A 15,056-nucleotide genomic window follows, 5' to 3' on the forward strand; every position below is an offset into this window, starting at 1 on the left:
AAAAGGCCGGAGGTTTCCCTCCGGCCTTTTTCGTTTTGGGGAGCGCCGCGGCTAAGCCGCGTCGTCGGACCTCGCGTGAGCGAGGCCGGCCGAGCTTGTAAGCCTGGCCGGCTTCGCCATGCCAGGCTTACGCGCTCTGCTTAGCCCGGCTCGCGCGCTTGCGCTCGTTCGCGTCGAGGAAGCGCTTGCGCAGACGGATCGACTTCGGCGTGACTTCGACCATCTCGTCGTCGTCGATGTATGCGATCGCCTGCTCCAGCGTCGCACGCTTCGGCGGGGACAGGCGGACCTGGTCGTCCTTGCCGCCGCTTGCGCGGAAGTTGGTCAGCGCCTTGGTCTTCATCGGGTTGACCTCGAGGTCGTCCGGCTTGGCGTTCTCGCCGACGATCATGCCCTCATAGAGTGCCTCGCCGTGACCCACGAACAGGATGCCGCGCTCTTCGAGCGGGCCCAGTGCGTAGTTGTTCGCTTCGCCCGAGCCATTCGAGATCAGCACGCCGTTCTTGCGGCCTTCGATCTGGCCCTTGTGCGGACCGTACTTCTCGAACAGCCGGTTCATGATGCCCGTGCCGCGCGTGTCGGACAGGAATTCACCGTGATAGCCGATCATCCCGCGGCTTGGCGCCGAGAAGGTGATGCGGGTCTTGCCACCGGTCGACGGACGCATGTCGGTCATCTCGGCCTTACGGATGTTCATCTTCTCGACGACGGTGCCCGAATGCTCCTCATCGACGTCGATGATGACGGTCTCGTACGGCTCGGTCTTCTTGCCGTCCTCGTCCTCGCCGAACAGCACGCGCGGACGCGAGATGCCGAGCTCGAAGCCCTCGCGGCGCATCGTCTCGATCAGCACGCCCAGCTGGAGCTCGCCACGACCGGCGACTTCGAAGCTGTCCTTGTCGGCTGCCTCGGTCACCTTCACGGCGACGTTCGACTCGGCTTCGCGGAACAGGCGCTCGCGGATCATGCGCGACGTCACCTTGGTGCCTTCACGGCCCGCCATCGGCGAATCGTTCACGGCAAAACGCATCGACAGCGTGGGGGGATCGATCGGCTGCGCGTGCAGCGGCTCGGTCACCGTGATGTCGGCGATCGTGTCGGCGACGGTCGCAACCGAAAGCCCTGCGAGCGAGATGATGTCGCCGGCCTTGGCTTCGTCGACCGGCACGCGGTCGAGGCCGCGGAACGACATGATCTTGGACGCGCGACCCGTCTCGATGATCTTGCCGTCGTTATCGAGCGCGTGGATCGCCTGGTTGGTCTTCACGGTGCCCGAATTGACGCGACCGGTGAGGACGCGGCCGAGGAACGGATCGCGGTCGAGCAGCGTGACGAGGAAGGTGAAGGGCACGCCGGCGACTTCCACGGCGGGGGGCGGCACGTGCTTCACGATCGTCTCGAACATCGGGATCAGCGTGCCTTCGCGCGCGTCCATGTCGGTCGAGGCATAGCCGTTGCGGCCCGAGGCGTAGAGCACGGGGAAATCGAGCTGCTCGTCATTCGCGTCGAGCGACACGAACAGATCGAACACCTCGTCGAGCACTTCCTGGATGCGCGCGTCGTTGCGATCGACCTTGTTGACGACGACGATCGGCTTGAGGCCGAGGGCCAGCGCCTTGCCGGTGACGAACTTGGTCTGCGGCATCGCGCCTTCCGACGAATCGACCAGCAGGACGACGCCGTCGACCATCGACAGGATGCGCTCGACTTCGCCGCCGAAATCGGCGTGGCCGGGCGTGTCGACGATGTTGATGCGAATGCTCTCGCTCTCGCCCGGGGGCGTCCAGTCGACCGAGGTCGGCTTGGCGAGAATGGTGATCCCGCGCTCCTTTTCGAGGTCGTTGGAATCCATTGCGCGCTCTTCGACGCGCTGGTTGTCGCGGAAGGTGCCGGACTGGCGGAAGAGCTGGTCGACCAGCGTCGTCTTGCCGTGATCGACGTGCGCAATGATCGCCACGTTGCGGAGGCTCATGGGAATGCTTTCGGTTTGGACGGAATTTGCAGGCGCGCTTAGCGTTTATTCCGCGATGCGGCAAGTTTGGCGTTTCGATTGCCGGCCGAATGGTTCCCCGCTGCCGGAAAAATCGCCGATCGCGAGCCTGTTTCGGGGTGGGCCGCACCGGTCTCCGGGCGAGCCGCCAAGACGATTGCGTGGCCTGCGTGTATTATCTAGACACCACAGTTGAATGCGGGTGTCGTTCCCCTAGGATGCGGCACCGATTGGAGGATTGCATGGCGACGACACCCGAGACGCTGACGACCGAGCCTGGCCTGGTCCTGACGCCGCCCGACCCCGTGCCGACCGTCTCCGCGACGAAGGCCGCCGGGCTCGTGCCGGTCGATGCGGGGGTGAAGTCGCAGCTCGACGATCGCGTCGCAGGCTTTGTCACCGATCTGGTCGCGCAGGACGTCAACAGCCCTGAATTCGGCAAGCGCGTCGATGCGATCACCGCGATGGGGGCGAAGGAAATCCGCGAGGCGGCGGGCCAGTCGAACCGGTTCCTCGATCGCCCGGTCCGCGCGATGGATCAGGAAACCGGCGTCGGCAAGGATCTGGCCGAGCTGCGCCGCGTCGTCGAGGATCTCGATCCCGGCAAGAAGGGCAACCTGACCGCGCCGCAGAAGCTGTTCGGGATCATCCCGTTCGGCGGCAAGATGCGCAACTATTTCGACGGCTACAAATCGTCGCAAACGCATATCGCGCAGATCCTGAAGAGCCTGTCGTCGGGCAAGGACGAGCTGCTGATGGACAATGCCGCGATCGATACCGAGCGCGCGAACCTGTGGGCGGCGATGGGGCGGCTCGAACAGATGATCCACCTGTCGAAGACGATGGATGCCAAGCTCGAGGACGTCGCGAACGATCTCGACCACAGCGACCCGGCCAAGGCCAAGGCGATCCGCGAGACGGCGTTGTTCTACACCCGCCAGCGCACGCAGGACCTGCTGACGCAGATGGCGGTCACCGTGCAGGGCTATCTCGCGCTCGACCTGGTCAAGAAGAACAATGTCGAGCTGGTGAAGGGCGTCGATCGCGCCTCGACCACGACCGTGTCCGCGCTGCGTACCGCGGTGACGGTCGCACAGGCGCTGACCAACCAGAAGCTGGTGCTCGAACAGATCACCGCGCTCAACACGACGACCGCGAACATCATCGACTCGACCGGCAAGCTGCTGAAATCGCAGACCGCGCAGATCCACGAACAGGCCGCATCGGCGACCATCCCGCTCGAAACGCTGCAACGCGCGTTCCAGAATATCTACGACACGATGGACGCGATCGACGTGTTCAAGCTGAAGGCGCTCGACAGCATGAAGACCACGGTCGGCGCGCTGTCGAACGAGGTCGACAAGTCGCGCGGCTATATCGCGCGGGCCGAGGGGGCGACGCAGGGACAGCTGGGCGGCCCGTCGCCGAGCGCGTTCAAGCTGGAGGCGATGTAGGGCGTGAGCGAAGTCGACGACGCCATCGCCAGCGCGCGCGCCTCCTGGTCGCGGATCTCGGACGACCGCGGCGCCGTCGGCGCGGCGCGGATGCCGACGCGGGCCCGTGCGCGCAATACGCAGGCGATCGGCAAGCGGCTGACGCGGATCGTCGTGGCGGATGCGGTGATCCTGATTGCCGCCATGGTGATCGGCTGGGTGGTGCCGCTCGGGATCGGCGGGGCGATGCTGGTGATGGCGTTGCTGGTCGCGGCGACCTTGCTGTTCGCAGTGTGGCCCGCCGAGCGCGCGCCGACGCCCGAGCGGCTCGCGTCGGTCGATATCAAGGCACTGCCGCGGCAGACCGAACGCTGGCTCGAGGCGCAGCGCCCCGCCTTGCCCGCGCCCGCAGTGACCCTGGTCGACCGGATCGGCCTGCGGCTCGAAACGCTCGCGCCGCAACTCGCGCGGTTCGCCGACGACGCGCCCGAGGCGATCGAGGTGCGCAAGCTGGTCGGCGAGCAGCTGCCCGCGTTCGTCAAGGATTACGAACGCGTGCCCCAGGCGCTGCGCACGACGCCGCGCAATGGCCGCACGCCCGATGCCGAACTCGTCGCGGGGCTGTCGCTGATCGAGCAGGAGATTGGCGAGATGACGCAAAGGCTCGCGCAGGACGATCTCGACACGCTGGCGACGCGCGGTCGGTTCCTCGAGATGAAATATCGCGACGAGACCTAGCACGCCGTGAGGGCGGGGCGGAGATGCTCTCCATGCCGTTAAACCTCAGCTTAACAGCACATTCCGCTTCGGTTCAGCCCGACTCGGATAGAGCGGGACCACGGTCGCGGTTCATGCGTTTGCTTCATGCGGACCGGACGTAGAGGAGGTTCTCGATGAACGGATTGATGAAAAAGGCAGGTCTCGGCATCGCACTTGCGGCGACCGCGTTGACCGCGGCAGCGCCAGCCGATGCGCAGCGTTGGGGTCGCGGCTATCGCGGCGGCGGCTGGGGTGGGTATCACCATCGCGGCGGCGGCAATGTCGCGGGTGCGGCGGTGCTGGGCGGTATCCTTGGGCTCGGTGTCGGTGCGGCGATCGCGAGCAGCAACCGCGACCGCTATGTCGACCGCGGCTATTATAATGGCGGCTATTACGATGGTCCGCCGGTACGAACCTATTACCGCCAGGATTATCGCCCGCGGTGCTGGAGCGAGTGGCGGGTCGATCCCTATTATGGCGATCAGGTCCAGGTGCAGGTCTGCAGCTGATCTGGTCTGACGGAAAACGCGGCGTCGGGAGCAATCCCGGCGCCGTTTTTTTGTGGCGCCACCCGCCCGCTTGCGGCTAAGCGCGCGCGATGACCGACACCCCCCCAGATCGCCTTTCGACCAACCATCGCAGCCCGTTCTTCCAGCAGGAGCTGCTGGAGCGCGGGATCGGCATCCGCTTCAAGGATGGCGTGCGCCACGACGTCGAGGAATATTGCATCTCCGAAGGCTGGATCCGCGTCGCGCTCGGCAAGAAGGTCGATCGCAACGGCAACCCGCTGACGCTGAAACTGTCGGGGCCAGTCGAGGCGTGGTTCGAGCGGCCTGCGGCTTCGGACGGGGCTACGGACGACGCCGACGAGGGCTGAGCCTCTCGTTCACGAAACCTACCCCGTCATCCTGGGCTTGACCCAGGATCCAGAGTCACAGGCGCCACCCTGCGTGACTCTGGATCGTGACTTTCGTCAGGATGACGGGGAAGGGGCGTGGCTTAAGCCGCCACGCCCTCCAGAGCCTCGCTCGCCTCGAGCCACTTGGCTTCGCTCGCCTCGAGCTTCGCATTCACCTCTGCGCGGCGCTTGCTGAGATCACCCATCGACATGCGCGAGAAGCGCGGCTCGGCGTTGGCCGGGTCGACCATCGCGCGGTCGATCGCGTTGCGTTCCTTGGTGAACTTCGCGGTCTGCTCCTCGACCTCGCGCAGCGTCTTGCGCAGCGCCGCGTCGTTGCTCTTGGCCTCCGCCGCGGCTTTCTTGCCCGCCTTCTTGTCGGCCTTCGACGCAGCATCGCCCTTGCCCGCATCGCCCTTCAGGACGAACGCGATGTAATCGTCGAGGCTGCCGTCGAATTCCTTCGCCGTGCCGCCATCGACCAGCACGAGCCGGTCGGCGGTCAGCTCGAGCATGTGACGGTCATGGCTGACCAGCACGACGGCGCCGGTATAGGCGTTGAGCGCCTGCACCAGCGCCTCGCGCGCGTCGACGTCGAGATGGTTGGTCGGCTCGTCGAGGATGAGCAAATGCGGCGCGTCGCGCGTGATGAGCGCGAGCGCGAGCCGGGCGCGTTCGCCACCCGACAGCTTGCCGACCTTGGTCGTCGCCTTGTCGCCGGAGAAACCGAACCGGCCGAGCTGGCCGCGCACCGCGGCGGGCGTCGCGCCCTTCATCAGATGCGCCATATGCTCGATCGGCGTATCGTGCGGATCGAGTTCCTCGACCTGATACTGGGTGAAATAGCCGACCTTCATCTTGTTCGACGACGCCATGTCGCCGTCCATCGGCGTCAGCTGCGCCGCGAGCAGCCGCGCGAGCGTGGTCTTGCCGTTGCCGTTGCGCCCGAGCAGCGCGACCCGGTCGTCGGGATCGAGCCGCATGTTGAGCCGCTTCAGGATCGGCACGTCCGCATAACCCACGGTCGCCATGTCGAGCGTGATCAGCGGCGGGCGGAGCTCGGTGGGGTTGGGGAAGCCGAACGAGAGCGTCGGATCATTGTAGCTCTCGGCGATCGGCTGCATCTTTGCCAGCATCTTCTGGCGCGACTGGGCCTGCTTGGCGGTCGAGGCGCGCGCGCTGTTCTTCGCGATATACTCCTGCAGCTTCTCGCGCTGCACCGCCTGGTTGGCGCGCGCCGCCTCGATCTGTGCAAGCCGCTCGGCGCGCTGACGCTCGAACGCGTCATAGCCACCGGGATAGAGCGTGATCTTGCCACCCTGCAGATGCAGGATGTGATCGACGACGTTGTTGAGGAAATCGCGTTCGTGGCTGACGACGACGATCGTCGCCTTGTAGCTTTTGAGGAAGTCCTCGAGCCACATCACCGCTTCGAGATCGAGATGGTTCGACGGCTCGTCGAGCAGCAGCAGGTCGGGCTGCGAGAACAGCAGCGCGGCGAGTGCGACGCGCATCTTCCAGCCGCCCGAGAAGCTGTCGAGCGTGCGGGCCTGCATCTCCTCGTCAAAGCCGAGGCCGAGCAGGATCTGCGCCGCACGCGCGGGCGCGGTATAGGCGTCGATCGCGATCAGCCGCTCGTATACGTCACCGAGCCGGTCGGGATCCTCGCTCGTCTCGCTCTCGATCATCAGCGCGGCGCGTTCGAGATCGGCCTCGAGCACGGTCTCGAACGGGGTCTTCACCCCGTGCGGGGCTTCCTGCGCGAGATAGCCGATGCGAGCGCCCTTTGGCATGTCCGCGGAGCCGTCATCGGGCTCCAGCTGCCCTGCGATCACGCGCACCATCGTCGACTTGCCCGCACCGTTGCGGCCGATCAGCCCGACGCGGCTGCCCGGCGGCAGCGCCGCACTGGCGCCGTCGAGGATAACGCGTCCGCCGAGGCGCACCGTGATATTGTTCAGGTTCAGCATGGCCGCGGGCGTTAGCAGATGCAGCATGGTTTTGCGAGGGGGCGGGCGAGGGGGCAGCGCCGATCGCGGCGCGTCGTCGATTGCGGCACGGCGCCTCCACCTCCCGTCATCCTGACTTTCGTCAGGATGACGGCGGGGAGTATGGAACGGCGGGAGACGACCCGCCGCGTACTAGTGAACGAAGCGCGCCACGACGTCGCGATAGGAGCGCGACACCTTCACGCTGGCACCCGAATTGAGCACCAGGAAGCATTCGCCATTGGTATGCGGCTTCACCTGCTTGACGAGGTCGAGATTGACGATCGTCGAGCGATGCACGCGCTGGAACCTGCGCGGGTCGAGGCGCTTCTCCAGATCCTTCATCGTCTCGCGCAGGATCAGCGTGTTGTCGCCGGTGTAGATGCACATATAGTCGCCGGCCGCGTCGATCCGCTCGATTGTGTCGACGTCGACGCGGAAGATCTGGCCGCGATCCTTGATGTTGATGAGCTTTTCGAAGCGGTTGGCGGACACGGCATCGCCATCGGGCATGTCGGCGGCGGCATCGGGGGCGACGTCGGCGAGCACTTCGCGCAGACGGTCGACCTCCTCGACGCCGCGCTTTTCCGACAGGCGCTGGCGGACGCGTTCGATCGTATCGGCGAGCCGCGACTCCTCGACCGGCTTCATCAGGTAATCGACCGCCTGCGCCTCGAACGCGCGCAGCGCGTGGTCCGAATAGGCGGTGACGAAGACGAACAGCGGTGGTTCGACCTCCATCAGCCCCTGGACGACGGAGAAGCCGTCAAAGCCGGGCATCTGGATATCGAGGAAGACGAGATCGGGCTTGTGCGTCTTGATCGCGCGAATCGCCTCGCGGCCGTTCGAGCATTTTTCGATGATCTCGACGTCTTCATGCGCCTGGAGGCGGAGTTCGAGCCCCTGGATCGCCAGCGGCTCGTCGTCGACGAGAATGGTACGGATGGTCATGCGGCCTCTCTGTTCACGTCTTCAAGCTGGTAGGGAATCTCGATCTCGACCGAGAAGCCGCCAGCGGGCGTGGAGCGGGTTTCAAAACGATGGTCGGGGCCATATGCCTGCGCCAACCTGTCTCTAATATTAGCGAGCCCGACGCCTGTTGAAAGGCTTGGACTGATCCGGCCATCGATCAAGCCCGGTCCGGTATCGGATACGGCGATCTGCACCCGTTCCCCGGCCAGCCGCACCGTGACGCAGATTTCGGCACCTTCCTCCTGCGGCGTGACCGCATATTTGATCGCATTCTCGACCAGCGGTTGCAGCAGAAGCGAGGGCAGGCGGGCGCGTTCGGCGCGGGGGTCGATGTCGAATTTGGGCCGCATCCGGTCCTCGAACCGCATCTTCTCGATCTCGAGATACAGCTTCAGCGTCTCCATCTCCTGCGCGACGGTGACGTGCGCGGTCGGCTCATTGGCCAGCGTGTAGCGCAGGAACGACGACAACCGCGACAGCATCGCGTTCGCGCGCTCGGTCTGTTTGAGCAGCACGAGCGTCGAGATCGAGTTCAGCGTGTTGAACAGGAAATGCGGGTTCAGCTGATAGCGCAGCATCGCGAGCTGCGCCGAGGAGGCCTGATTCTCCAGATGCTGCATCTGATCGATCTGCTCCTCGACGATCAGGTAGAAGTTGATCCCGAAATACAGCGCCGACCAGCCTGCCAGCGTGACGAAGTTGAGGAACACGAAGCCGAGCATGCGGGTGATCGTGATTCCCGGCGTCGCGGTCTGGATGAACGAGAAGGAAAAGGCGTCGAGCACCGCATAGAGAAACGTCGCCGCCGCCAGCGTCGCGATCGTCAGGAACAGCCCGATCACGCGCGGGATCCGGCGGTAATAGCCATAGAGCGTCGAGAGCAGCAGCGTGATGCAATAGCCGACGATCGCCTCGATGATGACCGGGATGATCGAGGTGAGCGTGAGGCCGTTCGACACCGACGACACGCCGCGCAGCATCAGATAGCCGCTCCAGCCCACCGCCTGCAGCGTCCAGAACGCGCGCGCCTTGTTCTCGAAGAACGGCCGCGCGGAAAAGGGCAGGTGGGGGGGCGTGCCGGGGGGCTGGGTGGAAGACGGGGCGGGAGAGCTGGCCATGGTTGGCTGCGGTCTTACACGCGGGCGGCGGCGGGCGCAAAAGTGGTTGCGGCTTCAGGAGATTTTCGTGCCAGCGGCGAAGGGCCGGTGACCAGACGCGAAAGGGCCGCCGTTTCCCATCTGGAAACGGCGGCCCGGTCGTCACGTCGAGGCGATAGGGCTCAGAAGCTGAACCGTGCGCCGACGCGGATCGAGTAGAGCGACTGACGCGAATAGATCGTGTCGCTCGGCGCCGATGCGGGCGCGCTGTACCGATATTGTGCGCAGGCCTGGCTCGAATTCGCCGTGACCGCTGCGCCCGGCGCCGTGCCGGTCGCGACCGCCGTCTGGAGGCACTGAACGCGAACCGCCGGGATCGTGTACGGGAACTGGTATTCGCGGATCTGGCCCCAGTTCTTGTTCAGGAAGTTGGTGACGTTCTCGATATCCGCGAACAGCTGGACGCGGCTGGCGCCGACGAAGGTCGGGATTTCCTGCGACAGATGAAGGTCGAAACGCGTGAACCATTTCGAGTTGAAGCCGTTGCGCGGCGTGATCTTGCCACGATACTTCTTCAGGTCAGTCGAGTTGATCAGCGCCTCGAACGTGTCCCGCGTTGCCACGCTGTCATACGACACCAGCGCATCGGTGGTCGAGGTCGGCACGTAGAGGAGGTAGCGCGATGCGCTGCCGATCGTGCCGAACACCGGCGACCGGTTCGAGGACAGATCCTGCATCGTGTAGCTGTACGGGCGACCGATACGCGTCTCGCCGAACAGCGTGAAGTTGGTCTTGTAGTCGCCGAAGAACGCGTGGTTGAAGCTGACGTTATACTTGATGTTGTGCTTCACCTGGTCGTTCGAGATGCCATAGGCGGCGCCGTTGGCATCGAGGAACGCGCCGTTGCCGTAGTTGGACGACGCGGTCGACGACGTTGCCGGCGCCTGATCCTTGATGTCCTGATAGGTGTAGCTGACGCCCAGGTTGAGGCCGAAATCGAAGTCCTTGCTGACGCGCGCGACGCCGATGTAGCTGCGGCCACGCGTGGTGTTCGTCAGATACAGGTCCGAATTGGTGTCGGCGAACGTGGTCCGCGAGGCATAGCGTACGCGGCCATCTGGCGTCCGCAATGCCGTCGGCGCGACGCGCAGATCGGTGAAGAACACCTGGTTGCGGACGTCGGACCACAGGAAGTCGGCGCCGAAGTGCCAGCCATCGCCGAACGTGCCACCCCAGTTGGGATCATAGTCGGCCGACAGCGTGCCACGCCACTGCGACGGCACCTTGAAGTTCGGATCGAGCGCGTTGGTCGGCGAAAGCGTGTTGACCGTCGCGTTGGTGAGCACGCCATTGGCCGCCGCCGGGACCGCCGTGCCGTTCACGTTGGTCAGGATCGCGCCGCCGTTGGTCTGCGCGTCCGCCGCGGACAGCCCGGCGATCGTGTAGCTGTTGTTGTTGTTCTGGCGGACGTCGATCGCGTTGGTCAGGAAGCCCGTGTTCGAGAAGCTGTTCGAGACATAGACGTCGGGCGCGCCGCCCGAGAAGATGCCGATACCGCCGCGCAGCGACACCGCCGACACCGGCTTGAAGTCGAACCCGATGCGTGGCTGGAACACGCCGCGGCCCGAGATATAGGCGGTGTTCGGGAAGTTGTAGCGCGACAGGAATGCCGAGTTCAGCTCGGGACGGCTATGGCCGCCGAACGTGTCGTAGCGTGCGCCGTAGGACAGCGTGAACAGGTCGCTCACGCGCCACGTGTCCTGAACACCGAAGCTGTAGGACTGGTAGCGGAAGCGCGCAGCACCGTTGACCGGGTCGAGCGACGGAACGGCATTGCCATAGCGGAAACGCTGCGCATTGCCGGCCTGGAAATCGGCGATCGAGTCGAAGTAGTAATCGCCCGCCGTCCGCTGGACGAACAGGTTGTTGATCTTCGAATCGGTGAACTCACCGAACACGCGGACGTCATGATTGTCCCGCGTCAGGCGCCCCTGCACCAGGCCACCGAAGCTGCGGCTGGTCAGTTCGTTCGACTGGCGCGAGATGTCCGGTCCGAACGAGACGTTGCCAAAGCCCGACTGGCAGGTGTTGGACAGGTCGTTGTTGGTGGCGGTGCCGGTGCTGCGATCCGAGGTCGGCGCGGTGCAGACCTGCATCTGGGCGAAGCCACGGCCGAGAATCGGGTCCTGACCGCGCTTATAGTCCTTGTAGAAACCGCGGATTTCGGTCGAGAATTCCTCGCTCCAGTCGCTGTTCAGCTGCGCGACGCCGGTGTGGAGGCGGTTCGACGAGATATAGCCGTTCGACTCGAGGCCAAGCCCGGGCGTGCCCGTGACGAAGGTGTTCTGACCGAGCTGGATCGAATCCTTCGTGTAGAGATAGGTCAGCGACGCGCGCTGCGTATCCGACAGGTTGGCGTCGATACGGGCGACGAGGCGATCGTCGCGATCGTTCGAATCCTGCAGCACGCCGCCGGTGTCATAGCCGTAGCGCGAGTCCGCGATCTGTTGGATCAGGCCGACCTGTGCGTCGGTGATGTTGGGGACGACCGTACCGGCGTTGGTGCCGGCGGTACCCTCGACGATCGGGGTGTTCGCACGGATGCGCTCGCCCGCGATCATGAAGAACAGCTTGTCCTTGATGATCGGCCCGGACAGCTCCGCGCCGAAATTCTCGTACTTGAAGTCGGGAATGTTGACGCGGCCGGTGGGAACGCCGGGGCCTGCCTTCGTGCGGTTGCCGGTCAGGCTGTCGTCCGAATAGGCATAGAAGCCCGTGCCGTGGAATTCGTTGGTGCCCGACTTCAGGATTGCGTTGATCGCGCCGCCCTGGAAGTTGCCTTCGCGGACGTCATAGGGCGCGACCTTGGTCTGGAACTGGCCGATCGAATCGAACGGGATAGGCGCGCGGCGGGTCGGCAGGCCGTCGGGGTTGAGGCCGAAATTGTCGGTGACCGGCACGCCGTCGACCGAGAAGCGGTTGAAGCGCGCATTCTGGCCGGCGAACGAAACGGCACGACCGCCCGAGGGGGTGTCGTCGAGACGCGCGAACGGATCGCGGCGCATCAGGTCGCGGACGTCGCGGTTCACGGATGCGACCGAGCCGATCTGCTCGGCGTTCAGGACCGTTGCCGGGCCCTGGCTGACGTTGCGCGCGCGGGGCAGCGACGACGCGGTGATGACGATGTCCGCACCACCAGATTCGGCGGCGGCCAGCTCGATCGGCAGTTCATAGGTCTGCGCGACGGTGGTCTGGATGTCGGTAATCGACGTTTCGGGATAGCCCGCCGCGGTGACCGTGACGGTGAACGGACCACCCACGCGCAGGCCGCCGGCATTGAAGCTGCCCGAGGCGTCGGTCGTCTGCGTCGAGCGCGAACCCGACGGCACGTTCAGGATCACCACCGTCGCGCCGGCTACGGGCGCGCCATTGGCTGTAACAGTGCCGCGGATCGAGGAGGTCGTCTCCTGCGCGGACGCGGCCATCGGCGCGATCAGCGCAATCGCCGCCGCACCCAGGAAAAGGTTGTTACGCATTTGAAATGTCCCCTTTGAGCTTATGCTCGAGATCCGCGACTTGATCGTTCGGTCAGCCGCGCCCCTGCGCTCCAAATATTTCGGTTCCATGACATTGGCGAGTCGCGTGTTGCGCCGGACGCACTCCGTCATATTGCGTTGCAAAAAAGCCACGGCCCGGCATCGATTGGTCCACGACGGAACCAATCTCGATCAAGTGCGTGAGGCGTTGCGCGTTCAGCTCGCCGCGACGATCGCCGCCCATTCCGCCTCGGTGATCACGCGAATCCCCAGGTCGGTCGCTTTCTTCAGCTTCGACCCCGCGCCGGGGCCGGCGATGACGAGGTCGGTCTTGGCCGAAACCGACGCCGCGACGCGCGCGCCGAGCAGCTCGGCCTGCGCCTTGGCCTCATCGCGGCTGAGTGTTTCGAGGCTGCCGGTGAAGACCAGGGTCTGGCCGGTGACGTCCGAATCGCGCGTCTCGTGTACGACGTCGAGCGGGGTCACCTCGCGCAGCAGATCGAACACGACCGCGCGGTTGTGCGGTTCGGCGCAGAAGCCGATGAGCGCGTTGGCGACCTCGGGGCCGACCCCCGCCGTCTCGATCACACCGACCAGCAGCTTGTCGCGGCGCAGGACATATTTGCGCTCGGGCTCGCCGATCACCGGCGCGATGCTGTGGTACAGGAACACCGCGCGGCGCAGCATGCTACCGAGCGCCTTGGCCGAGCGATAGCGGCGGGCGAGGTCGCGCGCGGTGATCTCGCCGACATGGCGGATGCCGAGCGAGAAGAGGAACCGGTCGAGCGCGATCTGGCGGCGCGCATCGATCGCGGCGATCAGCTTGGCCGCCCAGACGCGGCCATCCTTCTTGCGCGCGACCAGCTGTTCCTCGGTGAGGCGGAAGATGTCGGCGGGCGACTCGATCAGGCCATCGCGAAAGAACGCCTCGACCAGGGTCTGGCCGAGCCCGCCAATGTCGAAGGCGTGGCGCGAGGTAAAATGGATGAGCCGCTCGACGCGCTGTGCGGGGCAGATCAGCCCGCCGGTGCAGCGATAGACGACCTCGCCCTCCTCGCGCTCGGCGGCCGACCCGCACTCGGGACAGAGCCGGTCGAAGACATAGGCGGGGCGATCCTCGGCGGCGGTCAGGCTCTCGACGATCTGCGGGATGACGTCGCCCGCGCGCTGGACGAGGACGCGGTCGCCGACGCGGACGCCGAGCCGCTCGATCTCGTCGAAATTGTGGAGCGTCGCGTTGGTGACGACGACGCCGCCGACGGTGACGGGGTCGAGTCGCGCGACCGGGGTCAGCGCGCCGGTGCGGCCGACCTGGATGTCGATCGCGTTGAGCGTGGTCTGCGCGCGCTCCGCGGGGAATTTGTGCGCGATCGCCCAGCGCGGCGCGCGCGCGACCTGGCCGAGTCGCGCCTGCCAGTCGAGCCGGTCGACCTTGTACACGACGCCGTCGATGTCGAAGGGGAGCTCGGCCCGGCCCGCCTCGATCGCACGGTAAATGCCAAGTGCGCCGCGTTCGTCCTCGACGCGCGCGAAGGCATCGGCGACGGCGAAGCCCCAGGCGCGGAACTGGTCGACGATCGCGGACTGTGTCTCCGCGGGGACGGTGCTCGCCTCGCCCCAGCCATGCGCGAGGAAGCGCAGCGTGCGTTCGGCGGTGATCCCGGCGTCCTTCTGGCGGAGCGAGCCGGCGGCGGCGTTGCGCGGGTTGGCGAACTGGCGCGCCTCCTTGCCGGTCTGCTCGGCGTCCGCGAGCAGGCGGGCGTTGAGCGCGGCAAAGTCGGCCTTCGCCATATAGACCTCGCCGCGGATCTCGAAGACCGCAGGGTAGGGGGGCTCGCCGGCCAGTTGCTGCGGGATGTCGGCGATCGTGCGGACATTGGCGGTGACGTCCTCGCCGACCTGGCCGTCGCCGCGGGTCAGCGCCTGGACCAGCCGGCCGTCTTCGTAGCGCAGCGAGCAGGACAGGCCGTCGATCTTGGGCTCGGCGGTGAGCGCAACGGGGGCGTCGTCGGCGAGCTTGAGGAAGCGGCGGACACGCCCGACGAACTCCTCGACCTCCTCGTCCGAAAACGCGTTGTCGAGGCTCATCATCGGCTTGGCGTGCGCGACCTTCGACAGATGCCCGGCGGGTGCGGCACCGACGCTGCGGCTCGGCGAATCGGCGCGGACGCTGGCGGGGAAGGCGGCCTCGATCGCGGTGTTGCGGCGGACCAGCGCGTCATACTCCGCGTCGCTGATCTCGGGCGCGTCGTCGGTGTGATAGCGCGCATTGTGATAGGCGATGCGCTCGGCGAGCGTCGCCAGCTCGGCGGCGGCCTCCGCTTCGGTGGCGGGAAGGGCGGACGTGGGCAGCGCGGTCATGATCGCGGGGTTAGGCAGCTGC

Annotated in this window: 10 protein-coding genes; 4 read left to right on the forward strand and 6 right to left on the reverse strand. The window is 65.8% G+C overall.

The window, feature by feature from the left end; genetic code table 11:
• Positions 1–127: 127 nt before the first annotated feature.
• Entirely contained in the window at positions 128–1,972 is a 1,845-nt protein-coding gene (gene typA / locus SOM18_RS04590; RefSeq protein ID WP_031441243.1) for a translational GTPase TypA, read from the reverse strand.
• 260 nt (positions 1,973–2,232) lie between these two features.
• On the opposite strand from typA, the gene SOM18_RS04595 reads away from it, so the two are divergent.
• From SOM18_RS04595 to SOM18_RS04610, 4 genes are all read left to right on the forward strand, one after another.
• On the forward strand, positions 2,233–3,444 hold the full coding sequence (locus tag SOM18_RS04595; protein ID WP_031441242.1) for a toxic anion resistance protein: 1,212 nt from the start codon (positions 2,233–2,235) through the stop codon (positions 3,442–3,444).
• Between the two features lie 3 nt (positions 3,445–3,447).
• The gene (locus SOM18_RS04600) at positions 3,448–4,161 is read left to right on the forward strand and encodes a hypothetical protein (RefSeq protein WP_320481397.1); all 714 of its coding nucleotides are present in this window, start codon (positions 3,448–3,450) and stop codon (positions 4,159–4,161) included.
• A gap of 155 nt (positions 4,162–4,316) precedes the next feature.
• Positions 4,317–4,691, forward strand: coding sequence for a hypothetical protein (locus SOM18_RS04605; RefSeq protein WP_031393114.1), 375 nt, complete (start codon positions 4,317–4,319; stop codon positions 4,689–4,691).
• Positions 4,692–4,780: 89 nt separating this feature from the next.
• Positions 4,781–5,059, forward strand: coding sequence for a DUF3297 family protein (locus SOM18_RS04610; protein ID WP_031393113.1), 279 nt, complete (start codon positions 4,781–4,783; stop codon positions 5,057–5,059).
• 122 nt (positions 5,060–5,181) lie between these two features.
• Here the strand turns inward: SOM18_RS04610 and SOM18_RS04615 are convergent, their stop codons facing one another.
• The 5 genes from SOM18_RS04615 to ligA all read right to left on the reverse strand — a co-directional run bounded on the left by SOM18_RS04615 (position 5,182) and on the right by ligA (position 15,034).
• Positions 5,182–7,050 carry an ABC-F family ATP-binding cassette domain-containing protein gene (locus SOM18_RS04615; RefSeq protein WP_031440648.1) on the reverse strand — a complete coding sequence of 623 codons (1,869 nt, stop codon included), beginning with the start codon at positions 7,048–7,050 and terminating at the stop codon, positions 5,182–5,184.
• A gap of 171 nt (positions 7,051–7,221) precedes the next feature.
• Positions 7,222–8,019, reverse strand: coding sequence for a LytR/AlgR family response regulator transcription factor (locus tag SOM18_RS04620; RefSeq protein ID WP_031393111.1), 798 nt, complete (start codon positions 8,017–8,019; stop codon positions 7,222–7,224).
• The gene (locus SOM18_RS04625) at positions 8,016–9,158 is read right to left on the reverse strand and encodes a sensor histidine kinase (protein WP_042467064.1); all 1,143 of its coding nucleotides are present in this window, start codon (positions 9,156–9,158) and stop codon (positions 8,016–8,018) included. The genes SOM18_RS04620 and SOM18_RS04625 overlap by 4 nt, the downstream gene beginning before the upstream one ends.
• A gap of 161 nt (positions 9,159–9,319) precedes the next feature.
• A complete protein-coding gene (locus SOM18_RS04630) occupies positions 9,320–12,673 on the reverse strand; it encodes a TonB-dependent receptor (protein ID WP_031440650.1) in 3,354 nt (1,117 codons plus the stop codon).
• A gap of 216 nt (positions 12,674–12,889) precedes the next feature.
• The gene (ligA, locus tag SOM18_RS04635; protein WP_320481398.1) at positions 12,890–15,034 is read right to left on the reverse strand and encodes an NAD-dependent DNA ligase LigA; all 2,145 of its coding nucleotides are present in this window, start codon (positions 15,032–15,034) and stop codon (positions 12,890–12,892) included.
• Positions 15,035–15,056 lie beyond the last annotated feature (22 nt).

Source organism: Sphingomonas sp. CFBP9019 (genome assembly GCF_034045155.1).
GTDB classification, from domain to species: Bacteria; Pseudomonadota; Alphaproteobacteria; order Sphingomonadales; family Sphingomonadaceae; genus Sphingomonas; species Sphingomonas aerolata.